Genomic DNA, 20,957 nt, shown 5'->3' on the forward strand with positions numbered 1-20,957 from the left:
CCAGGATCAGGCGGGAAGCGGCGGCATCGCAGCGCCGGCCCGGAGCCTGTGGCACGGTCGCCGGGACCGGCCGCGACCCTCCAACCGGAGGAACCACCCATGAGCAAGCCGATCCCGCAATCCGCCCAGCGCGACCGCGTCCGCAAGACCGTTCCCGCCCTCGTCGAGCTCACCGAGCGCGTCGTCTACGCCGAGATCTGGGAGCGCGAGGACCTGTCCAAGCGCGACCGCAGCCTGATCACTGTGGCCGCCCTGGTTGCGACCTATCGCCCCGAGCAGCTCAACACCCATATCGGCCGCGCGCTGGACAATGGCGTGACCGTGGAGGAGATCGCCGGGCTGATCACGCACCTCGCCTTCTATTCCGGCTGGCCGGCCTCGATGACGGCGGCGACGGTGCTGACCGAGATTCTGGAGAAGCGGGGCGCGTGACCCGGATGACCTACGAGATCTTCGCCCTCCGCTACGCCCGGCGGGACGCGCGGCGCCACCAGCACTTCATCGGCGGCGACCCGCATGACGGGCCGATGCCCATGGACTACTTCGTCTGGGTGATCCGCAACGACGAGCGCACGATCGTCGTCGACACCGGCTTCACCGCCGCGGTCGCTGCCAAGCGCGGCCGCGAGCACCTGCGCTGCCCGGTCGAGAGCCTGGCGCTGCTCGGCGTCGATCCCGCCGAGGTGACGGACGTCGTGCTGACGCACCTGCACTACGACCACGTCGGCAACTTCGACCGCTTCCCGAGGGCGAAGTTTCATCTGCGGGAGGCCGAACTGCACTACGCCTGCGGCCACTACATGCGGCATAAGCAGCTGCGCCATTCCTTCGAGGTGGAGGATGTCACCGGCATCATCCGCATGAACTACGCCGAGCGCGTCATCTTCGACGAGGGCGTGGTCGAGCCCTGGCCGGGCGTCCGGCTGCACCCGACCGGCGGGCATTCGGCGGGGCTGCAGTTCGTCTCCGTGGCGACCGCGCGCGGCACTGTCGTGCTCGCCTCGGACGTCACGCATTTCTACGAGAACATGGAGAGCGGCCGGCCCTTCACCACCGCCTTCCACATCGGCGAGATGCTGGAAGGCTTCGACCGGCTGCGCGCCGCCGCGGACAGCGAGGACCACATCATACCGGGCCACGATCCGCTCGTGATGCAGCGCTACCCCGCCGTCAGCCCGGAGCTTGAGGGCATCGCCGTGCGGCTGGATGTCGCGCCGAAGAAGTAGGAGGTCGGGGGAGAAGGAATTCTCCCCCGAGCCTTTCAGTCCGGCCGGTTTCCGCCGCCCAGCGTCTCGCCCACCAGGCGCTCGGAGAACTGCGCCATGGCCGTGTGGTCCTGGCCGGGGCCGAGCATCGCGACGGCGCTGACCCACATCTCCCGGCACAGCGCCGCGAAGGGCGCCGGCGTCGCGGTGTCGCGCGCGACCTCCATCGCCACCGAGCAGTCCTTGGCCATCAGCTCCAGCCCGAAGCCGGCATCGAAACGGCGTGACAGGACGAACTGCTTGAACTTCCGCTGCGTGCTGCTGTTCATGCCCGTCGAGGCGTTCAGCACATCGACCATCTGCGCCGGATCCAGCCCGAAGCGCTGGCCGATCAGCAGCGCCTCCACGCCGATCAGGAAGCCCGCCGCACCCATCAGGTTGTTCAGCGCCTTCATCGCCTGTCCCGCGCCGACATCGCCCACATGGGTCAGCGCCGTGCCCATGGCGCGCAGCACCGCATCGGCCCGCGCCACCTCCGCCGCATCGCCGCCCAGCATGATCGCCAGCTCGCCCGTCTTCGCCTTCGGCACGCCGCCGGAGACGGGGGCGTCGATCACCTTCACCCCGCGCGGGGCGAGGCTTTCGGCCAGGTTGCGCGTCGTGGTCGGCACGCCTGAGGTCATGTCGATCAGCAGCATGCCGGACGCCAGCGCGTCGCCCATCGCCTCCACCGCCTGCACGACATGCTTGGAGGTCGGCAGGATCGTGACCACGGCATCCGCGCCGCGCGCCGCCGCAGCCGCATCGGCGGCGGCCTCGCCGCCGACCTCCGTGGCGAAGCGTGCGGTGAGATCGGGCAGCCTGTCGCAGACCACGACGTCGAAGCCGGCCTTGACCAGATTGGCGGCCATCGGCCAGCCCATGTTGCCGATGCCGATGAAGGCGATGCGGCGCAGCTCGGCGGCGCTCACTTGCTGGCCGGCTCGCCGGCCAGCGCGCCCTCCTTCACCAGGACCTCATGCGCCGCCTTGAAGGCGTCCAGCCCGGCGGGAATGCCGCAATAGACGGTGGCGTGGAGCAGGACCTCCTTGATCTCGTCGACCGTCAGGCCGTTGGTCAGGGCGCCCCTGGTGTGCAGCTTGATCTCCGGCGTGCGGCCCAGCGCCGTCAGCATCGCGAGGTTGAGCATCGAGCGCTCGCGATGCGTCAGGCCGGGGCGGGTCCAGGCATAGCCCCAGCACCATTCGGTGGTGATGTTCTGGAAGGCCATCATGAAATCGTCGGCCTTGGCGATTCCGCCATCGACATACTCAGCGCCCAGGACCGCGCGGCGGACCTCGAGCCCTTTGGCGAACAATGTGGCGTCGGACATTCTGGGTACCTCCCTTGGGTATGGGCGACGCTACTACCCTGCCAGATTGTCCGTCAATCTGAGGCGGCACGAGCGTCGCCGGCCTCTTTTTCTGGACGGCCTACCCGCGGGAGGCCAGATTGTGTGATAGGGGAGACAATCTCTCCTAACCGGAAATACAGGAAAGAATGCCGGACAATCCTTCGCTTCGGGTCACGCCCCAGCCTGTGCGGCGCCAGGTCGAGGAGCGCTTGCGCGAGGCCATCATCACCAGCCGCTTCCTGCCCGGCGAGCATCTGTCGGACCGGCTGCTCTGCGAGGTGTTCGGCGTCAGCCGCGGCGTGATCCGCGAGGCGGTGCGGCTCCTGGAGGCCGAGGGTCTGGTCACGGTGGTACCGAATCGCGGGCCCTTCGTCGCCTATCTCTCCGCCGCCGAGGCGACGCAGGTCTACGAGGTCCGCGCCGTGCTGGAGGCCCTGGCCGGCCAGGGCTTCGCCGAGCGTGCGTCGATCGAGGAGATCGCCGAGCTCCGCACGGTCTTCGAGGAGATCGCCGCGGTCAGGCCGGGCTCCACCGACCGCATGGCCGTGCTGAGGCTGAAGCGGCGCTTCTACGACGTGATGCTGCGCGGCTGCCGCAACGCCTATGTCGCGCGCATGCTGGACCAGCTGCTGAACCGCAATTCCCAGCTGCGCGCCACGACCCTCTCGGACCCGAACCGCCTGCCGCAGACCGTCGTCGAGATCCGCCGCATCGTCGAGGCGATCGAGCGCCGCGACCGCGAGGGCGCCTGGAAGGCGTGCCGCGAGCACGTGATGAAGGCCGCCGAGGTCGCGCTGCGGATCCTCAACGAGCAGGCCGCGGCCAGTCAGTCGCGCGTCGGAACGGCCGCGGAGTAGCCCGCCGCGGCTTCGTGTCTGCTCGGTTAGGTCGCTGGGGCCTATTAATTCTGTAGGACAATCTGAAGATCGTTGACATCCCGCCACCGCCGCTGCGACGGTGCGGCCGCAACCCGGCAACAAGGGTGCGAGGAGACGTCATTGTCCGATTGGATTGCACCCGAGAAGGTCGCGCCGCACCCGCCGGAAGAATCGTGGCTCGTCGGACGCTCGCGGCGATGATGCAGTTGGAAGGCATCCTGCAGGCCCTCAATGCGGGGCTGCTGCTGGGCGCGCATTACGGGCTGATGTGCGTCGGGCTGAGCCTGATCTTCGGCGTCATGCGCGTGATCAACTTCGCCCAGGGCGACTTCATGATGCTCGGCATGTACGTGGCGCTGCATCTCTTCACCCTGCTGGGGCTGCAGGCGATCTTCGGCGCCGGCGCCGGGCCCTTCGTCGCGGCACTGCTGGCCGGGCCGGTGCTCTTCCTGCTCGGCTATCTCGCGCAGCGCTTCCTACTGTCCCGCGTCACCGGCACGCGCATCGGAGGGCTGGAGGGCGAGGGCCATTACGCTCAGCTGATCCTGACGCTCGGCCTGTCGCTGATCCTGCAGAGCGGCGGGCAGATCCTCTTCGGCAGCGCGCCGGTCTCCATCCCCAGCGACATCTCCTCGACGGCCTGGGAGCTCGAATTCGCGGGCGGCGACGTGGTGGTCTTCATCAACCAGGCGCGCGCCGTCGGCGCGCTGATCGCCATCGCCGTGGTGGCGGCGCTGGTCGCCTTCGTCACGCGCTCGCGGCTGGGCAAATCGCTGCGCGCGGCGGCGGACAACGTGCAGGCGGCGCTCTACGTGGGCATCGACGTCGATGGCGCGCACCGCATCACCTTCGGCCTGGGCATCGGCGTCACCGCCATCGCGGGCGGGCTGCTGGCCTCGAGCTACAGCTTCACCCCCTATGTCGGGCTGGAATACGTCATCATCATGTATGCCGGCGTGGTGCTGGGCGGGCTGGGCTCGACGCTCGGCGCCTTCTGGGGCGGGTTGCTGATCGGGGTGATCCAGCAGTGCTCGGCCCTGCTGCTGCCCACGCAGCTGCAGAACACGGCGATCTTCGTGGTCTTCCTGCTGGTGGTCTTCCTGCGTCCGCAGGGCCTGCTCGGCCGCTCGGCGGAGAGGACCTAGGCCCGATGTTCCGCACGCTCCCCCCGGCCCGCATGCTGTGGCCGATCCTCGTCTTCTGCGCGGGCTACGCCGTGCTGAGCCTCTTCGTCTCCAACAGCTACCACCAGCTGACCCTGGTGCTGGTGCCGGTCTGGGCGATCTTCGGCCTGTCCTGGAACCTGCTCAGCGGCATGACGGGGCTGATCTCCTTCGGCCACGCCGCCTTCTTCGGCCTCGGCGCCTATACCGTTGCGCTGTGCTTCGTGAAGTTCGGCCTGACGCCCTGGCTCGGCATCCCCCTGGCGGGGCTGGTCGGTGCGATTTCCGGTCTGCTCATCGGCCTGCCGACCTTCCGGCTGCGCGGGCATTACTTCGCGCTGGCCATGCTCGCCTATCCCCTGGCGCTGCTGAACATCTTCCTCTGGCTCGGCCACCAGGAGGTCTCGCTCCCGCTGATCCGCGAGCGCGGCTGGGTCTTTCTCCAGTTCGCCGATTACCGAATCTACATCTACCTCGCCCTGGGCCTGCTGCTGCTCACCATGGTGGCGATGCGGCTGGTCGAGCGCTCCCGCTACGGGTTGGCGCTGACCGCCATCAAGCAGAACGAGGCGGCGGCCGAGGCGATCGGCATCGACACGCGGCGGCTGAAGCTCATCACCATCACCTTGAGCGGTGCGCTGGCCGGCACCATCGGCGGCTTTCATGCGGTGATCCTGCTGGTGGTCACGCCCGAGGCGGTCTTCGGCATGCTGATCTCGGCCCAGGCGCTGACGGTCGCGATGTTCGGCGGCGTCGGCACGGTCTGGGGGCCGGTCATCGGCGCGCTCATCCTGATCCCGCTGGGGGAGACGCTGCACGCGCAGTTCGGCGCTGTTATCCCCGGCATCCAGGGCGTGGTCTTCGGCATCGCCATCATCACCGTGATCCTGCTGGCGCCGGAGGGCATCTACTGGAAGATCGCCGATATCCGCCGCCGCCGGCGTGCCGCCGAGGCCCCGGTCATGGAAGCCGTTGCCCCGCCCGAGGAGCCCTCGCCGCCTCACGTGCCGCCGCCGGCCGATGCGCCGGTGATCCTGCGGGTGGAGGGCCTGTCGCGCAGCTTCGGCGGCGTGCGCGCCGTGCAGGATGTCAGCTTCGACGTGCGCGAGGGCGAGATCCTCGGCCTGATCGGCCCGAACGGCGCCGGCAAGACGACGCTGTTCAACCTGCTCAACGGCTTCGTCCGCCCCGATGCCGGCCGCGTGCTGCTGGACGGGCGCGACGTCACCAACCTGCAGCCCAACCGCTTCTGCCGCCTGGGCGTCGGCCGCACCTTCCAGGTGGTGCGCCCCTTTGCCCGCATGTCGGTCGCCGACAACGTCATGAGCGGCGCGCAGGCGCATGCCGAGGGCATCGAGCAAGCGCGCGCCCTGACGCGGGCGGCGATCGACCGCGTCGGCCTCGGCGCCCGCCTCGACGAGCTCGCGGGCACGCTGAGCAACCTCGACCTCCGGCTGACGGAGCTGGCCCGCGCCCTGGCCGGCCGCCCGCGCCTGCTGCTGCTGGACGAGACCTTCGCCGGGCTCGGCGCGCCGGAGGTGGAAAGGCTGCTCGGCGTCATCCGCCGCGTCGCCGCGGAGGGCACCACGGTCGTCATCATCGAGCACACGCTGCATGCCATGGTGCGGCTGGTCGACCGCTTCGTGGTGCTCGACCACGGCGCGGTGCTGGCGGAGGGCCTGCCGGCCGAGATCACCGGCAACCCGAAGGTGATCGAGGCCTATCTCGGAACGAAGTGGGGCGCCCGTGCTCGAGATTGAGGACCTGCATGCCGGCTATGGCGGCTCCCCCGTGCTGAAGGGCGTCGGCCTCCGCGTGGAGGCGGGCGAGTTCGTCGCGGTGGTCGGGCCCAACGGCGCGGGCAAGACGACGCTGTTCAAGGCGATCTCCGGTATCGTGCGGCCCAGCGCCGGGCGCATCCGCTTCGGCGGCACCGACCTCGCCGAGGTGCCGGCGGCGCAGCGCGCGCATCTCGGCATCGCGCATGTGCCGGAGGGCCGCCAGCTCTTCCCCTCGCTCACGGTGATGGAGAATCTGGAGATGGGCGCCAGCACCGCGGCCGGCCGGCGCGATTGGGCGCGCAACCTGGCGCAGGTGCTGGAGTGGTTCCCGATCCTGGCCGAGCGGCGCGGCCAGCTCGCGGGCACGCTCTCCGGCGGGCAGCAGCAGATGGTGGCGGTGGCCCGCGGACTGACCTCGGCGCCCAAGCTGCTCATGCTGGACGAGCCGTCGATGGGCCTCTCGCCGGCGATGGCGGAGTTCATCTTCGAGCGTCTGGTGGAGATCCACCGGCAGGCCGGCATGACCATCCTGCTGGTGGAGCAGCGTGTCGCCGAGGCGCTCGAATTCGCCGATCGCGGCTATGTACTGGAGGCTGGGCGCATCGCGCTGGAGGGCACCCATGCCGTGCTCAGCGCCGACGACCGCGTCCGCCAGGCCTATCTGGGCATGTGAGCAAGATTTCAGCCGGCGCCGGATCAACCGGGCCGAGACAACGGGAGACAGAACGATGACCATTCTCAGGACCACGCGCCGGGAACTGATGGCCGGCGCCACGCTCACGGCGGCCAGCCTCGGGGCGGCGCAGGCGCAGACGGCGCCCTCCTCGGTGAAGGTGGGGCTGCTGGTGCCGCTCTCCGGCATCTACTCCCGCTTCGGCCAGCTCATGCGCATGGGCGCCGAGCTTGCCGTGCGGCACATCAACGCGCAGGGCGGCGTGCCCGCGCTCGGCGGCGCGCGGCTGGAGCTGCTGGCCTTCGACTGCGGCGACACCACAGAGAAGGCGAAGAACGCCGCCCAGCGCATGGTGGCCGACAGCCCGGACCTCGTCGCCTGCTCCGGCGCCTACCTCTCCTCCTTCACCCTCTCGGCGACCGAGGTGACGGAGCGGGCGGAGCTGCCGATGCTGACGCTCAGCTACTCCGACCTGATCACCACCCGCGGCTTCCGCTACGTCTTCCAGACCTCGGCCAAGGCGGGCGACCAGGCCAAGGAGGCGCTGCCGATCATGATGAACCTCGGCCAGCAGGCGACGGGGCGGCGGCCGCAGACGGTGGCGATCCTGACCGACAACACCGCCTCCTCCGTCTCCTTCGTCGAGCCGGTGCGGCAGGAGGCGGCCTCGCGCTTCGGCCTGCGCATCGTGATGGACGAGACCTTCACGCCCCCGCTCTCGGACGCGACGCCGCTGATCCAGAAGGTGCGCCAGGCGCGGCCGGACCTGCTGATCATGCCGATCACCGTGATCTCCGACGTGAAGCTGCTGATCGAGAAGATGAACGAGTTCGGCCTGGGCCGCGGCCGGGTGCCGACCATCGGCAGCGGCATCGCCATGGCGCAGTCCGACTTGCTGCGCAACCTGCGGCCGGAGCAGATGGAGGGCTTCACCACCGTGGTCGGCAACTGGGATTCGCGCGGCCAGGACGCGATCATCGAGGAGTTCAAGCAGGCGACCGGCGAGCCCTGGATGGGCCAGAACGGCATCGCGACCTACGGCGACATGTGGATCATGCGCGACGCCCTGCAGAAGGCCGGCCGCGCCGACCGCCGCGCGGTGGCCGAGGCGCTCCGCACCATCGACATCACCGACGGTGCCGCGCTGTACTTCCCGGGGCGGCGCATCCGGTTCGACGCGAACGGACTGCGCCAGGAGGCGGGGCCGATGGTGGTGCAGTGGCAGAACAACCGCCCGGTGACCGTCTACCCGTCGGATTCGGCCACCGCGGAGATCTTCTGGCTGCGGCGCTGAGCATGCGCGTCGCCATCACCGGGGCCGGCAGCGGCATCGGCGCCGCCACCGCGCGGCTGCTTCGGGCGCGCGGCCACCGGGTCGCGTGCCTCGACCGGAACCTGGAGGCGGCGCAGTCCGTCGCCGGGCCCGATGATCCCGCCATCGCCGTGGACGTGTCGGATGAGGATGCGGTCGTACGCGCCTTCGCCGAGGTGAAGGCCGCCTTCGGCGGGCTCGACGCCCTGGCCACCTGCGCCGGCATCTACACCACCGCGCCCTTCGCGGAGACGACGGTCGAGATCTTCCGCCGCATCCACGACGTCAACGTCATCGGCACCTTCCTCTGCCTGCGCGAGGCGGCGGCGATGATGCAGGCGGGCGGCCGCATCTGCACGGTCGCCAGTGTCGCGGGGCTGCGCGGCGGCGGGCTGGCCGGCACCGTCGCCTATGCCACCAGCAAGGGCGCGGTGCTGGCGATGACCAAGAATGCCGCCCGCGTGCTCGGGCCGCAGGGGATCGCGGTGAACACCATCGCGCCCGGCATGATCGACACGCCCTTCGCCGCCGGGCCGCTGGGCGACCCGGCGATCCGCGCGAGGGTGGAGGGCATGACCTCCTTCAACCGGCTCGGCACCGCCGAGGAGATCGCGCCCGCCATCGCCTGGCTGCTCTCGCCGGAGGCCTCCTACGTCCATGGCGCCACGCTGGTCGCCGACGGCGGCATGGTCATGTACTGAGACGGCGGCCGGCTCCGGCCGGCCATTGGCCCATGGCCGGGGACCGGCCCGGCTGTCCCTGGCCTTGCAACTTTATCAATTCTTGGTGTGTTCAGGAGCAGGATCGGACATTTCCATGCCGATCGCCTTGAAACCGCCGGAGTTATGCGTTTGATTGCAATCGTCGAATTGCCGTGAAGGCCCTGACTGCCATGTGGCGCGCCGCCTTGCTGTTCCTTTGCATCGCCACGGCGTCGGCACGGGCCGACACGGTCTACGTCCTCAATTCTGGCGACGCCTCCATCTCGGTGGTCGACGTCACGACCTTCCAGGAGGTCCGCCGCATCCCGCTGCTGCGGGAGGCGCACCACATCGTCCTCTCGCCGGACGGCCGGGAGCTGGTGCTGGGCGACAGCGCTGCCAACGAACTGATCTTCCTCGATCCGCAGACCGGCGAGATCCGCCGGCGCGAGCGGATCAGCAACCCCTACCACCTGGAATACAGCCCGAACGGCCGCTTCCTCGTGGTGGCCTCCCTCCGGCGCGATCAGATCGACATCTACGACGCCGCCTCGCTGACGCTGCTCCAGCGCTTCCGCCAGCGCGACAAGCCGAGCCATGTCGCCTTCAGCCCCGACAGCCGCTGGGTCTATGTGACGCTCCAGGGCACCGGCCAGGTCTCGGCGGTGGACATGTATTCCGGCGCCGTGGCCTGGGTGCAGGATGTCGGGCCCGAGCCCGCCGGCATCATCTGGAACCGCGGCAAGCTGCTGATCGGCCTGATGGGCCGGCAGGATTTCGTGACGCTGGACCCCGCGACGCGCGAGGTCCGCCCGGTCTTCCAGGTCGGCCGCGGCGCGCACACGGCCTTCCCGGCGCCGGACGGGCGCACCCTCTACGCCACGTCGCGCGTGGACAGCCGCATCGCCGAGGTGGACGCCGAGACCTATGAGGTCCGCCGCGTCTTCGACATCCCCGGCGGGCCGGACTGCCTCGCCTTCGACCCCGAGGGCCGCATCTTCGCGACCCTGCGCTGGACGGGCCGCATCCTCGCCTTCGACCCACGCACGGGCGAGAACGCGCAGGTCCGCGTGGGGCGCAGCCCGCATGGAATCTTCGTGGTGCCGCAGCGCCAGGGTCTCGGCGCCGACTTCGCCTTCGCCGCGCCGGGCGCCATCAGCGGCAGCCGGCCCATGACGCAGCCCGTGGTGGGCGGCGGCGCGATCGCCCGGGCCGCAGCGGCGCCCACGCCGGTGGCGCCCGCCGCGACCGACGTCGCGGTCCGCGTGAATGCCGGCACGCCCGGCAGCTACCCCGCCCGCGCCACCCTGCGCTAAGACGGGGCGCTGAGATGCCGACGCGCCGCGCCCTCGGCCTCGCCGCGCTGGCATGGCCGGCGTCGGCCGCCGCGCAGCCGGCGAGCCCGCGCTTGGCGCGCGCCTGCACCGGTACGCTCTATCTCACCATCGACACCGGCTGGGCGCGCGAGGCGGAGACGATCGCCGCCGCCATGGCGCGGCACGGCATCCGTGCCACCCTCTTCGTGGCGCAGGAGCCGACCCACCGCGGCGACCGCTCGCTCGATCCCTCCTGGGCGCCGTTCTGGCAGGCCCGCGCGGCGGAGGGTCATGCCTTCGCCAGCCACACCTGGCGGCACTGGTATTTTCGCGGCGACGCTGGCCCGGGGCGGACCTCCTACGTTTCCAACCGGGGCGAGGGGCGGGAGGTGCTGGACCAGGCCACCCTCTGCGCCGAGCTCGCCCGGCCGGTCGAGGCCCTGCGCGCGCTGGCGCCCCAGGCGCGGATCCTGCCGCTCTGGCGCGCGCCCGGCGGCATCGTCACCCCTGGCGCGCTGCGCATGGCCGCGGCCTGCGGGCTGCGCCACCAGGGCTGGAGCGCGCACGGCTTCCTCGGCGACGAGCTGGATTCCGCGTCCAGCCCCAACGCCGCGCTGCTGCGCCGCAACCTCGCGCAGATCCGCGATGGTGAGGTTCTCGTCATGCATTGGGGCGTGCGCTCGCGCCGCGAGCCCTTCGGCCTTATCTTCGAGGCGCTGGTGACGGGCCTGCTCGACCGGGGTTTCTGCTTCGCCACCCTCCCGCCCGAGGGGAAGAGATGACCGATTTCATCCAGGACCATTACGACCGCCTGACCGGCTGGCTCTTCGAGGTGCTGCTGCAGCCGGCGATGTACCAGCTCGGCCTGATGAACTGGGCGGACGAGGCCTTCCAGTGGATGGATTTCTTCGTCTTCGGCGTGATCCAGGTGATCGTCGTCGCGCTGGTCTGCCTGCCGCTGGAGCATTGGCGCCCCGTTGAGCGCTGGGAGAGCCAGCGGGTGGTGCGCACGGACGTGCTCTACACGCTGCTGTCGCGGCTCGGCATCCTGCCGCTGCTGGGCTTTTTCCTGTTCTACGCCGCCTCGTCCCGCATCGAGGGGATGATCGCCGACAGCGGCTTCATCCCGCCGACGCTCGAGAACCTCGTCCCCTGGCTGCGCGACCAGCCGCTCGCGGCCTTCGCCTGCTACATCGTCATCCTCGACTTCGCGGAATACTGGCGGCACCGGCTGCAGCACATGTTTCCCTGGTGGTGGGCGCTGCACTCGATCCATCACGCCCAGACCCAGATGACCTTCTGGACCGACGACCGGAACCATATCCTGGACGACATCATCGCCGCCGCCTGGTTCGGCATCATCGCGGTGGCGATCGGCGTGCCGCCGGGCCAGTTCCCCGTCATCCTGCTGGTGCTGCGGCTGGCGGAGAGCCTGAGCCACGCCAATGTCCGCCTCGACTTCGGCAAGGTCGGCGAGCGGCTGCTGGTCAGCCCGCGCTTCCACCGGCTGCATCACGGCGTGCTGAGCGTGGGGAACTCGGGCAAGAACTACGGCGTGCTGCTACCGGTCTGGGACTGGATCTTCGGCACGGCCGACTTCCGGCGCGACCACTACCCCCGCACGGGCGATCCGGACGCGCCTACGGCCTATGTGCGCGGCGGCTGGCTCGCGCAGCAGGTGGTGGGGCTGCGGCAGGTCTGGCGGGCGATCACGGCCAAGGGGGCGTAAGCGCGCCTATGGCGCGGCGAGCGTGAGCACCAGGCCTGCAAGGGCCGTGAGGGCCAGCAGCGGCACCACGCCGAGCTTCAGCCGGAAGACGCCGAAAGCCGCCAGCACCGCGAGGATCAGGGCCTGCCACTGGAGGCTCGCCGGATCGGGCCAGTGCAGCGCGAAGGGCCCGTCCACCATGCGCGCGAAGAGCACGCGCAGCCCGAACCACAGCGCGAGGTTCGCGATCACGCCCACCACCGCCGCCGTCACGCCCGCCAGCGCGCCGCGCAGCCGCTCCACGTCGTGCAGCCGCTCGACATAGGGCGCGCCCAGAAAGATCCAGGCGAAGCAGGGCAGGAAGGTCACCCAGAGCGTCAGCCCGGCGCCGGCGACCGCGCCCGCCCAGCCGCCGCCCTCGCGAAGGCCGGCCAGAAAGCCCACGAACTGCAGCACCAGGATCAGCGGCCCCGGCGTCGTCTCTGCGAGGCCGAGCCCGGCCAGCATCTCGGACGCGGTGAGCCAGCGGTAGTGCTCCACCGCCTCCTGCGTGACATAGGCCAGCACCGCATAGGCGCCGCCGAAGGTGACGACGGCCATCTTCGAGAAGAACCAGGCGATGTCGGCGAAGACGCCACCCACCGGCATCAGCAGCGCGACCGGCCAGAGCCAGAGCGCGACGGCGATCAGCCCCGCCCGCCGCGCCGCGCCCGACATGGCGGCGATCCGCCCGGGATCGGCCGCGAGCAGGGCGTCCAGTGCGGATTCATGCCCCGAGCCGGCGGCGCCATGCCCGCCCTTCGCGAAGCCGTCCGGCGCGAGGAGGCCGATGACGCCCGCGCCCAGCACCACGAGCGGGAAGGGCACCGCGAAGACGAAGAGCGCCAGGAAGGCTGCGGCCGCGAGCGCCCAGGGAAGCGCGCCGCGCAGCGCCCGCCGCGCCACCCGCAGCAGCGCCTCCACCACCAGGACCAGCACGGCGCATTTCAGCCCGAAGAACAGCGCCGCCACGAAGGGCACGCCGCCGAACGCCGCGGAGATCGCGGACAGCGCCAGCATCACCAGCGCGCCTGGCAGGATGAAGAGCAGCCCTGCCGCCACCCCGCCGCGCACCCCATGCATCAGCCAGCCGAGATAGGTGGCGAGCTGCATCGCCTCCGGCCCCGGCAGCAGCATGCAGAAGTTGAGGGCGTGCAGGAACCGCGCGTCCGAGACCCAGTGCCGGCGATCCACCACCTCGCGCTGCATCATGGCGATCTGCGCCGCCGGCCCGCCGAAGGAGAGGCAGCCGATCCGGGCCCAGACGCGCAGCGCCTCGGCAAAGGAGGGGAGGGTCGGGTTCATGCGGGGCGCCCTGCCGGCCAGTTGTGGGTTTCCTGCACCGCGTCGCGGCACCAGCGGAAGAAGGCGTCGTAGAGCGTCATGCCGGCCTCGAGCTGCGCGAGGTCGTCGCGGTGCATGCGTGACAGGCCGAGCGAGGCCGCGAGCAGCCCCGCTGCCTCCGGCGCCAGCCCGGGCTCGGCGGTGTCCGCGCCGCGCACGATGCGGGCGAGGTGATCCAGCGCGGGCAGCTTCAGGCCGAACTCCTTCAGCATCACGTCGAAGGTGCAGAGCGGGCCGCGATGCGACCAGAAGACGCCCTCCACATCGAGGGGCGTGGCGCCGAAGCGCTCGGCCACCGCGACGACCTCGGAGGGCGACACGAAGAGGAACACCGCCTCCGGATCCACGAAGCGCCGGATCAGCCAGGGACAGGCGATGCGGTCCACCTTGGGCCGCGCCCGCGTGACCCAGAGCGTGCGGCCCTTCGCGTCGCGCGGCGGCAGCCGGGCGGGCGAGACCAGCGGCAGGCCGGCCTCGGCCCAGGCCTCGAAGCCGCCTTCCAGCGTCTCCGCCTCCGCGCCGTGATGCCGCAGCCAGGCGGCGACGCCCTGGCTGAGCTTCTGGCCCCTCCGGCAGACGACGACCGCCTCGCGGCCGCGCCAGGCCTCGGCCCAACCTGCCACGTCGTCATGTGCGGCACGGCGGCTGCCGGGCAGGAAGCGCGGATCGGCCGCGGCATCCTCGGGGATGCGGACGTCGATCAGCGCCGGCGCATCCGCCAGGCCGACGCGCCGCGCGAGCTGGGCGGGGGTGATGAGATGGGGTGAGGGCATGACTGGGCATCCAAATCCGTTGGGATGCGATGCTTGAGCCGAAGCCTCACGGGGCGATCGCCGAATGCCCCTTGCGGCGCAGAGTGCGCAGGCGTTTCTTCCACGTCAAGAATCGGAATTGGGTGCCGGGATGAACCTCGCCGGATTGAGCCTTCGAGACCTCGAATACATCGCCGCCGTGGCCGAGCACCTGCATTTCGGCCGGGCTGCGCTGGCCTGCGGCGTCAGCCAGCCGACGCTCTCCGGCCAGCTCCGCAAGCTGGAGGAGTTCCTAGGCGTCGAGATCTTCGAGCGCAGCCCGCGCGGCGTCCTCGTCACGCGGCGCGGCGAGGAGGTCATCGCCCAGACCAAGCGGATCATCGCCGAGGCGCGGCGCCTTTTCGAGGTGGTGCGGATCGGCGCCGAGCCGCTGACCGGTTCGCTGCGCCTCGGCGTCATCTCCACGCTCGGGCCGTACCTGGTGCCCTTCCTGCTGAAACCGCTGCGCTCGCGCTATCCCGAGCTCAAGCTGATGCTGACCGAGGGCTACACCCGCGTCCTGGTCCGCCAGCTTGAGGAGGGGGAGCTCGATGCCCTGCTGGCCACCAGCCCGGTCGCCGAGGCCGAGCTCACGGAGCTGCCGCTCTTCCGCGAGGAGCTGGCGCTGGCCGTCCCGCGCGACCACCCGCTGGCCCAGACCGAGCAGGTCAATCCCGGGGACATCCCCATCGCCGAGCTGATCCTGCTCACCGAGGGCCATTGCCTGCGCGAGCAGGCGCTGCAGCTCTGCCCCTCCCGCCTGCGCGAGGGCGCGACGGAGCTTCAGGCCGCGAGCCTGGAGACCATGCGCCAGATGATCGCGGCGGGCTCGGGCGTCTCCTTCATGCCGCAACTCGCGGTCCAGGTGGGCGCGCTGCTGGACGACATGGTGGCCTATCGCCGCATCGCGGGCGGCCAGCACATGCGCGACGTGGCGCTGTTCCACCGTCCCAGCTTCGGCCGCATCCGCGACATCCGGCTGCTGCGGCAGACGATCGGGGAAATCCTGGCCGAGCAGAGCGCGGTGAAGGTGCACCGGCCGGGCCGCGTCGCGGCCCTCTGACGCCCGGGCGGGCGCGTCAGTCCGCTGCCGCCGCGCTCAGGGCGCCGGGGATCAGGTTCTGCCGCGACAGCTGCGTGCACAGGCCCGAGACGAAGCGTTCCGTCGAGATGTGGATCACGAAGTCGGGCCTCTCGCTGGCGATCACGTCCAGCAGGAACTCCCCCCGGCGCCAGAGGAAGACGGAGCGGGAGAAGTGCTGGGCCAGCGTCTCCACGAAGCTGGTGCTCATCGAATCCCGGAAGATCACGGCGCGCGGCCCGGCCGCGGGCCCCTCGAAGACGAAGATCGGCCGGGTCACCTGCGCCAGCCACTCCGCCGGGACCGGCGCCGGCCGGGCCGCGGGGGATCTGAGGTGGTAGGTCCAGTGACGGTCGGGAAGCTGCGCGCGGATCTTGCCGGCCAGGTCCCCGCGCTCCGCCGTCGCGACGAGGTCGAAGGCGTCGAGCGGGAGCGGGTCCAGCCCCAGGGAATGGGCGATCGCGCGATAGGCCACGTGGCCGCCCCAGTGGGTCAGATGGGTCCCGCCCGTCTCATGGGTCTGGCTGAGGGGCTTGGCGTCGAGAATCTCCGGCAGGAGGTAGCGGCCCTGGATCTGCAGGACCGGCCGCGCCGGATTCGGCAGGAGCTCCGACAGGGCCTCCGGCAGGCACTCCCGGTAGGCGACGCTCTTTTCCGGGATGATGAAGAAGTGGAACTCCGCGCCGTGCCGGCGGGACAGGTGCTGGCGGCGGGCGACGCGGTCGCGCGCGAGCTTCCGCTCCTCCGCGGTCCAGCAGCGCCCGAACTGCCATTCGAGAAAGCCGTTCCGGTCGTTGCCCATGAAAAGAAAGCCGTTCCGGCCCTCGAAGACGCTCAGCTCCCGGAAGGGGGCGACGGCCGGCCATTGAGCGCGCAGGAGGTCCATGGCCCAGGATTTCCTGCGGCGCCGTCAGGCGCAAGCTGTCTGGAAGGGGGCGGCGCCGTCAGGCGAAGACGTCCGCCGGCGTCTCCGCGAAGAGCTCCTCCCCCAGCGCCCGGCCGATCCGCGTGGCGTCCGCCGCGGCGCCCTCGACCGTCCGGCGGATCAGGAAGCTCCCGTCGCTCCGCGCGATCAACCCGGTCAGCCGGAGCTGCCCTTCCGGCAGCAGCGTGGCATGCGCGCCGATCGGCGTCCGGCAGGAGCCGTCCAGCGCTGATAGCAGCGCCCGTTCCGCCAGGCTCACCGCCTTGGAGGCCGGGTCCCAGATGGCGGTCAGCAGCTCGTGCAGCGCCACGTCGTCGGACCGCACCGTCACGCCGATGATGCCCTGGCAGGCCGCCGGCACCATCTCCTCCTCGTCCAGGACCACGTCGGCATGCGCCTCGAGCCCGAGCCGCTTCAGCCCGGCCAGCGCCAGCAGCGTCGCGTCGAACTCGCCGCTCGCGACCCGGGAGAGGCGCGTCTGGACATTGCCGCGGATCACCTCGCAGCGCAGGTCCGGCCGTGCGTGCAGGAGCTGGGCCTGCCGGCGGACCGAGGCCGTCCCCACCAGGGCGCCCTGGGGCAGGGCGGAGAAGAGGTCCCAGGCTGGGCTGGAGAAGCCGCCGCGCCGGCAGGCCTCGCCCAGGACGATGGCGTCGCGGGCGTCCTCGCGGCGGAGGGTGCAGGCCAGCGCGATGCCGGCCGGCAGCTCCGTCTCCAGGTCCTTCAGCGAATGGACGGCGAAGTCCACCCGGCCGTCGAGCAGCGCCTCGTGAATCTCCTTGGCGAAGAGGCCCTTGCCGCCGATCTCGGCCAGCCGCTTCTCCTGCGCCCGGTCGCCCGAGGTCGCGATCTCGCACTCCTCGAAGGCATCGAGGTCGCGCAGCACGGGGCAGATCGCGCGGATGCGGTCCAGAAACATGCGCGTCTGGAGCAGCGCCAGTGGCGAGCCGCGGGTGCCGACCCGCATCGGGATGGCGGGTGCGTGGGGCCGCGTGGCGCGCGAGGGCGCGTGCCTCGGATCGGGATGCCTCATGCGCCGAATGTCCCCGACGTCAGGCCTCGGGTGCCAGATCCGAACACGGGATGGAGAGCCTCCGGAAAATTCGCGCGCTGCATAGCACAACGGGTGCAGGAGGCGAGTGTATCCGGCCTTGATCCTTGTCAATTCGTGCCGCGGAATTTCCGACCATACGCCGCGGGGGCTGATTTCGTGTCCGAAGGCCGCTAGATTTGCAGCGGACGGGCTTCGGCCCGGGAAAGGCCAGCCATGGACTACGAGAACCTCTTCCGCAACCAGCTCGACGGCCTGCGCCGCGAGGGCCGATACCGCGTCTTCGCCGACCTCGAGCGGCAGGCGGGCGCCTTTCCGCGCGCGACACACCACCATTCCGATGGCACGGGAGAGGTCACGGTCTGGTGCTCCAACGACTATCTCGGCATGGGGCAGCACCCGGAGGTCCTGGCAGCCATGCACGAGGCGCTGGACCGGACGGGCGCCGGATCGGGCGGCACCCGCAACATCGCCGGCACGAATCACGAGCATGTGCTGCTGGAGCGCGAGCTGGCCGACCTCCACGGCAAGGAGGCGGCGCTCCTTTTCAACTCCGGCTACATGTCCAACTGGGCGACGCTGACGACCATCGCCGGGCGGCTGCCGGGCTGCGTGGTGCTCTCCGACGAGCTGAATCACGCCTCGATGATCGAGGGCATCCGCCACAGCCGGGCCCGCTGCGAGATCTGGAAGCACAACGACCTCGCCGACCTGCGCGCGCGGCTGGAGGCGCTGCCGCGCGGCGTGCCGAAGCTCATCGCCTTCGAGAGCGTCTATTCGATGGACGGCGACATCGCCCCCATCGCCGAGATCTGCGACCTCGCGGATGAATTCGGCGCCATGACCTACCTGGACGAGGTGCATGCCGTGGGCCTCTACGGCCCGCGCGGCGGCGGCGTCTCGGAGCGGGACGGGGTGCGGCATCGGCTGACGGTGATCGAGGGCACGCTGGCCAAGGCCTTCGGGGTGATCGGCGGCTATATCGCCGGCTCGGCCAACCTGATCGACTTCGTGCGCAGCTTCGCCTCGGGCTTCATCTTCTCGACCTCGCTGCCGCCGGCCATCGCCGCCGGCGCCACGGCCAGCATCCGCCACCTCAAGCGGAGCTCCGCCGAGCGCGAGCGCATGCACGAGCGGGTGGCCACGGTGCGTGCGCGGCTGGACGCGCTGCACATCCCGCATCTGCCCAATCCCAGCCACATCGTGCCGGTGATGGTCTGCGACCCCGTGCTCTGCAAGCGCATCAGCGACCTGCTGCTGGAGCGCCACGGCGTCTACGTGCAGCCGATCAACTTCCCGACCGTGCCGCGCGGCACCGAGCGGCTGCGCTTCACGCCCTCGCCGATGCACAGCGACGCCGACATCGACCAGCTGATGGGCGCGCTGGCCGAGGTCTGGGCGGAATTCAGCCTCAAGCGCGCGGCCTGAAGGCACTCACCCGTGCTGCTGAACAGGGTGACGGTCTGGCTGGACCGCATCGACCCCGGCGCGCACCGCCGGGTGAAGGGCCTGCGCCTCGTCACCGCCTTCGGCATCGCCGCGCTGCTGGGCGCGCTGCCGGCGATCGCGGACGACTTCCCGCAGGCGGGCGCGCTGACCCCGCTCGCCGGCGGCATCGCGCTCTGGGCCAGCGTCTCCGAGGGACGGGTGACGCGGCGGGATTCGGCGAGGGATCTCGTGCTGCTTGCCGCCGCGGCGGCGGCCGGCGCCGCCTTCACGGCAGGACTTTCGCCGCTGCTCGCGAGGCTGGGGCCCACGATGCCGGAGGCGGCGCTGGTGGTGGGCGCCTTCCTGGTCGGCTACCTGCGCCGCTTCGGGCCGCTCGGCGGCGGGATGGGCTCGCTGGCCTATATCGGGCAGCTCCTCGCCTATGGGCTCGTGCTCGGCCCCGCCGACCTGCCGATGATTGGCGCGGCCGGGCTGATCGCCGCGCTCGCCGCCGTCGTGCCCCGCATGCTGAGCGGCCCGGCCGAGCGCCCCGTGCCGCCGCCGCCGCGGCCCTCGGCGGTGGCCGCGCCACGGCTCGGCCTCTCGCCGGAGCTGGTGATGGGGCTGCAGGGCGCGCTCTCCGCCGTGGCGATCGTGGCCCTGACCGGGCGCTTCGGGCTGGAGCAGTCCTACTGGGCGATCACCGCCAGCACCTATGTCGTGGCGAGCACGGCCTCGGCCACCATCACCCGGGTCCGGCACCGGGTGATGGGCACCTTCGTCGGCGTGCCGCTGGGCCTCGCCTGCCTGCCCATCGCCTTCCATGCGCCGCTGCTGATCTGGCTGGCGGCCGCGCTGGCCATGGTGATCTTCGCCATGGCGACGCCGGAGCGCTACGACATCGCCAGCGGCGCCTTCGCCTTCACGCTCATCGTGACCCTGGCGGCCGCGGGCGAGCACTCCATCGCGCATCTGGCCGCGCGGGTCTGGGAGACGGCGCTGGGCGGCCTGCTGGGGCTGGCCGCGGCGACGCTCGTGCTGCCGCTGCGGCCGAAGCCGGCCTGAGGCCAGGGGGTGCTTCTATTCGGTGGGAGGGACGCGCAGCTGGAAGGGCTTGATCTGCACGCGGCGCCGCCGGGTCGGTCCGCTCTTTGCGGCCAGTTCCTCAAGGGACTGGAGCGCCCCGGCCTGGAGGCTGACCTCCTGCTCCTCGCGCTCGGCATGGCTGCGGATCAGCGTTGCCTGGGCGCGGGCGGTGGTCTCGGCAAGCAGCGCGGCCGTGATGGAATAGCCCTCGTCGCGCGCGAGGTTGGTGAGCTCCCGGAGGATGCGGATGATGTTCCGCCGGCGTTGCAGCTCGCGCCATGCCTCGTCCGAAGGCACGGCATAGGGCGCCCAGTCCGGAAGGGGATGCTCGCCGGCGGGGGATGAGAATACTCCGTCCGTGAGCGAAGATTCGTCCATATGGAAACCTATGTTAGAAAGCATTGCGATGGCCGCATTGCAGCCATTCGGAGGCGCGAGCGCAAGCGAATCGGGCGGCTGGTCTTTCTCGGAAAAGTTGCATTCTCATCAATAGAACGCCGGAACTTCGAGAGGAAACTGAAAAATATCGTTGTTTGTCAACAGTTTATCCGATAATTTCCCATGAATTTTAATATAAAAGAGCGAAGAGTCGTGGCCGAATTGCCCCGAAAACTGTTGCATAAAAGTCGCTCTCAGGCGGGCGAACGTATAATGATGAATATAATTTGAATTATCATGCCGTATTAAATTGAGCCGAACTAAGGGGTTTGCTGACTTGATGCGGTGCAGCATGGTGCGGATCGCAGCGCGGGATGCAGAAAGAGTATGACGCAAAGTGAGCTCAAGCACATTGTCCGAGGTGCCTTGGCGTCGCTTGAAGCCACGCGCGGCGACCGCGATGCGAGCCTCGGCGAGCTGGAACTCGAGTTGACCGAGCTCCTGTCCCGTCAGCTTCCGGGTTCCGACCGGGAACTCATTCTCCACCTGATCCGGGAATGCGTCTCGGAGGCGCGAGCCGGCGGCCAGGGCTAGGTAGGACCGTCATTCGGCCACAGGCCGCCCGGGGAGCCGCTTCGCCGGAGGATCGGCATCGGGCCGGCACCGAAGGCAGTGGCCCGGACCTTCCTGGCGCATAGCTCTTG

The 20,957-nt window shown here is 70.4% G+C and carries 22 protein-coding genes; 14 read left to right on the forward strand and 8 right to left on the reverse strand.

Annotated features, from left to right (window positions below):
- Window positions 1-99: 99 nt before the first annotated feature.
- Window positions 100-432, forward strand: coding sequence for a carboxymuconolactone decarboxylase family protein (locus AC1ROY_RS13625; RefSeq protein ID WP_493149369.1), 333 nt, complete (start codon window positions 100-102; stop codon window positions 430-432).
- A gap of 5 nt (window positions 433-437) precedes the next feature.
- Window positions 438-1,226, forward strand: a complete 789-nt coding sequence (locus AC1ROY_RS13630; protein WP_493149468.1) for an N-acyl homoserine lactonase family protein — start codon at window positions 438-440, stop codon at window positions 1,224-1,226.
- A gap of 35 nt (window positions 1,227-1,261) precedes the next feature.
- Here AC1ROY_RS13630 and AC1ROY_RS13635 read toward each other — a convergent pair whose 3' ends face one another.
- Entirely contained in the window at window positions 1,262-2,176 is a 915-nt protein-coding gene (locus tag AC1ROY_RS13635) for an NAD(P)-dependent oxidoreductase (protein ID WP_493149370.1), read from the reverse strand.
- Window positions 2,173-2,577, reverse strand: coding sequence for a carboxymuconolactone decarboxylase family protein (locus tag AC1ROY_RS13640; RefSeq protein ID WP_493149371.1), 405 nt, complete (start codon window positions 2,575-2,577; stop codon window positions 2,173-2,175). Before AC1ROY_RS13640 ends, AC1ROY_RS13635 begins: the two co-directional genes overlap by 4 nt.
- 167 nt (window positions 2,578-2,744) lie before the next feature.
- Here AC1ROY_RS13640 and AC1ROY_RS13645 point away from each other — a divergent pair, with 167 nt between their 5' ends.
- The 9 genes from AC1ROY_RS13645 to AC1ROY_RS13685 all read left to right on the forward strand — a co-directional run bounded on the left by AC1ROY_RS13645 (window position 2,745) and on the right by AC1ROY_RS13685 (window position 12,151).
- The gene (locus tag AC1ROY_RS13645) at window positions 2,745-3,455 is read left to right on the forward strand and encodes a GntR family transcriptional regulator (protein ID WP_493149372.1); all 711 of its coding nucleotides are present in this window, start codon (window positions 2,745-2,747) and stop codon (window positions 3,453-3,455) included.
- Window positions 3,456-3,649: 194 nt separating this feature from the next.
- A complete protein-coding gene (locus AC1ROY_RS13650; protein WP_493149373.1) occupies window positions 3,650-4,621 on the forward strand; it encodes a branched-chain amino acid ABC transporter permease in 972 nt (323 codons plus the stop codon).
- 5 nt (window positions 4,622-4,626) lie between these two features.
- Window positions 4,627-6,399 carry a branched-chain amino acid ABC transporter ATP-binding protein/permease gene (locus tag AC1ROY_RS13655; RefSeq protein WP_493149374.1) on the forward strand — a complete coding sequence of 591 codons (1,773 nt, stop codon included), beginning with the start codon at window positions 4,627-4,629 and terminating at the stop codon, window positions 6,397-6,399.
- Window positions 6,386-7,093 carry an ABC transporter ATP-binding protein gene (locus AC1ROY_RS13660; protein ID WP_493149375.1) on the forward strand — a complete coding sequence of 236 codons (708 nt, stop codon included), beginning with the start codon at window positions 6,386-6,388 and terminating at the stop codon, window positions 7,091-7,093. The genes AC1ROY_RS13655 and AC1ROY_RS13660 overlap by 14 nt, the downstream gene beginning before the upstream one ends.
- A 55-nt stretch (window positions 7,094-7,148) precedes the next feature.
- Window positions 7,149-8,387 carry an ABC transporter substrate-binding protein gene (locus tag AC1ROY_RS13665; protein WP_493149376.1) on the forward strand — a complete coding sequence of 413 codons (1,239 nt, stop codon included), beginning with the start codon at window positions 7,149-7,151 and terminating at the stop codon, window positions 8,385-8,387.
- A gap of 2 nt (window positions 8,388-8,389) precedes the next feature.
- Complete coding sequence (locus AC1ROY_RS13670; RefSeq protein ID WP_493149377.1) at window positions 8,390-9,106, forward strand: SDR family NAD(P)-dependent oxidoreductase; 717 nt, start codon at window positions 8,390-8,392, stop codon at window positions 9,104-9,106.
- Between the two features lie 173 nt (window positions 9,107-9,279).
- Entirely contained in the window at window positions 9,280-10,422 is a 1,143-nt protein-coding gene (locus AC1ROY_RS13675) for a YncE family protein (RefSeq protein WP_493149378.1), read from the forward strand.
- Window positions 10,423-10,436: 14 nt separating this feature from the next.
- Window positions 10,437-11,204 (forward strand): polysaccharide deacetylase family protein, encoded by a 768-nt coding sequence (locus AC1ROY_RS13680; protein ID WP_493149379.1) that lies wholly within the window; start codon window positions 10,437-10,439, stop codon window positions 11,202-11,204.
- The gene (locus tag AC1ROY_RS13685; RefSeq protein ID WP_493149380.1) at window positions 11,201-12,151 is read left to right on the forward strand and encodes a sterol desaturase family protein; all 951 of its coding nucleotides are present in this window, start codon (window positions 11,201-11,203) and stop codon (window positions 12,149-12,151) included. The genes AC1ROY_RS13680 and AC1ROY_RS13685 overlap by 4 nt, the downstream gene beginning before the upstream one ends.
- A gap of 6 nt (window positions 12,152-12,157) precedes the next feature.
- Here AC1ROY_RS13685 and chrA read toward each other — a convergent pair whose 3' ends face one another.
- Together chrA and AC1ROY_RS13695 are read right to left on the reverse strand one after the other, a co-directional pair.
- Window positions 12,158-13,474 carry a chromate efflux transporter gene (chrA, locus tag AC1ROY_RS13690; RefSeq protein ID WP_493149381.1) on the reverse strand — a complete coding sequence of 439 codons (1,317 nt, stop codon included), beginning with the start codon at window positions 13,472-13,474 and terminating at the stop codon, window positions 12,158-12,160.
- Entirely contained in the window at window positions 13,471-14,286 is an 816-nt protein-coding gene (locus AC1ROY_RS13695) for a chromate resistance protein ChrB domain-containing protein (RefSeq protein ID WP_493149382.1), read from the reverse strand. Before AC1ROY_RS13695 ends, chrA begins: the two co-directional genes overlap by 4 nt.
- A gap of 145 nt (window positions 14,287-14,431) precedes the next feature.
- Between AC1ROY_RS13695 and AC1ROY_RS13700 the strand changes: the two genes are divergently transcribed.
- Window positions 14,432-15,367 (forward strand): LysR substrate-binding domain-containing protein, encoded by a 936-nt coding sequence (locus tag AC1ROY_RS13700; protein ID WP_493149383.1) that lies wholly within the window; start codon window positions 14,432-14,434, stop codon window positions 15,365-15,367.
- Window positions 15,368-15,383: 16 nt separating this feature from the next.
- Here the strand turns inward: AC1ROY_RS13700 and AC1ROY_RS13705 are convergent, their stop codons facing one another.
- Both AC1ROY_RS13705 and hemC read right to left on the reverse strand, forming a co-directional pair.
- Window positions 15,384-16,271 carry an alginate O-acetyltransferase AlgX-related protein gene (locus AC1ROY_RS13705; RefSeq protein WP_493149384.1) on the reverse strand — a complete coding sequence of 296 codons (888 nt, stop codon included), beginning with the start codon at window positions 16,269-16,271 and terminating at the stop codon, window positions 15,384-15,386.
- A 58-nt stretch (window positions 16,272-16,329) separates the two neighbouring features.
- Window positions 16,330-17,343 carry a hydroxymethylbilane synthase gene (hemC, locus tag AC1ROY_RS13710; protein WP_493149385.1) on the reverse strand — a complete coding sequence of 338 codons (1,014 nt, stop codon included), beginning with the start codon at window positions 17,341-17,343 and terminating at the stop codon, window positions 16,330-16,332.
- Between the two features lie 234 nt (window positions 17,344-17,577).
- On the opposite strand from hemC, the gene hemA reads away from it, so the two are divergent.
- A complete protein-coding gene (gene hemA, locus AC1ROY_RS13715) occupies window positions 17,578-18,789 on the forward strand; it encodes a 5-aminolevulinate synthase (RefSeq protein WP_493149386.1) in 1,212 nt (403 codons plus the stop codon).
- 12 nt (window positions 18,790-18,801) lie between these two features.
- A complete protein-coding gene (locus AC1ROY_RS13720; RefSeq protein WP_493149387.1) occupies window positions 18,802-19,854 on the forward strand; it encodes an FUSC family protein in 1,053 nt (350 codons plus the stop codon).
- A 15-nt stretch (window positions 19,855-19,869) separates the two neighbouring features.
- On the opposite strand, the gene AC1ROY_RS13725 is transcribed toward AC1ROY_RS13720, so the two are convergent.
- Window positions 19,870-20,253, reverse strand: a complete 384-nt coding sequence (locus AC1ROY_RS13725) for a hypothetical protein (protein ID WP_493149388.1) — start codon at window positions 20,251-20,253, stop codon at window positions 19,870-19,872.
- 108 nt (window positions 20,254-20,361) lie between these two features.
- Window positions 20,362-20,799, reverse strand: a complete 438-nt coding sequence (locus AC1ROY_RS13730; RefSeq protein ID WP_493149389.1) for a hypothetical protein — start codon at window positions 20,797-20,799, stop codon at window positions 20,362-20,364.
- Between the last annotated feature and the right edge of the window lie 158 nt (window positions 20,800-20,957).

It is taken from the genome of Roseococcus sp. GW821-FHT12F05 (assembly GCF_058806835.1).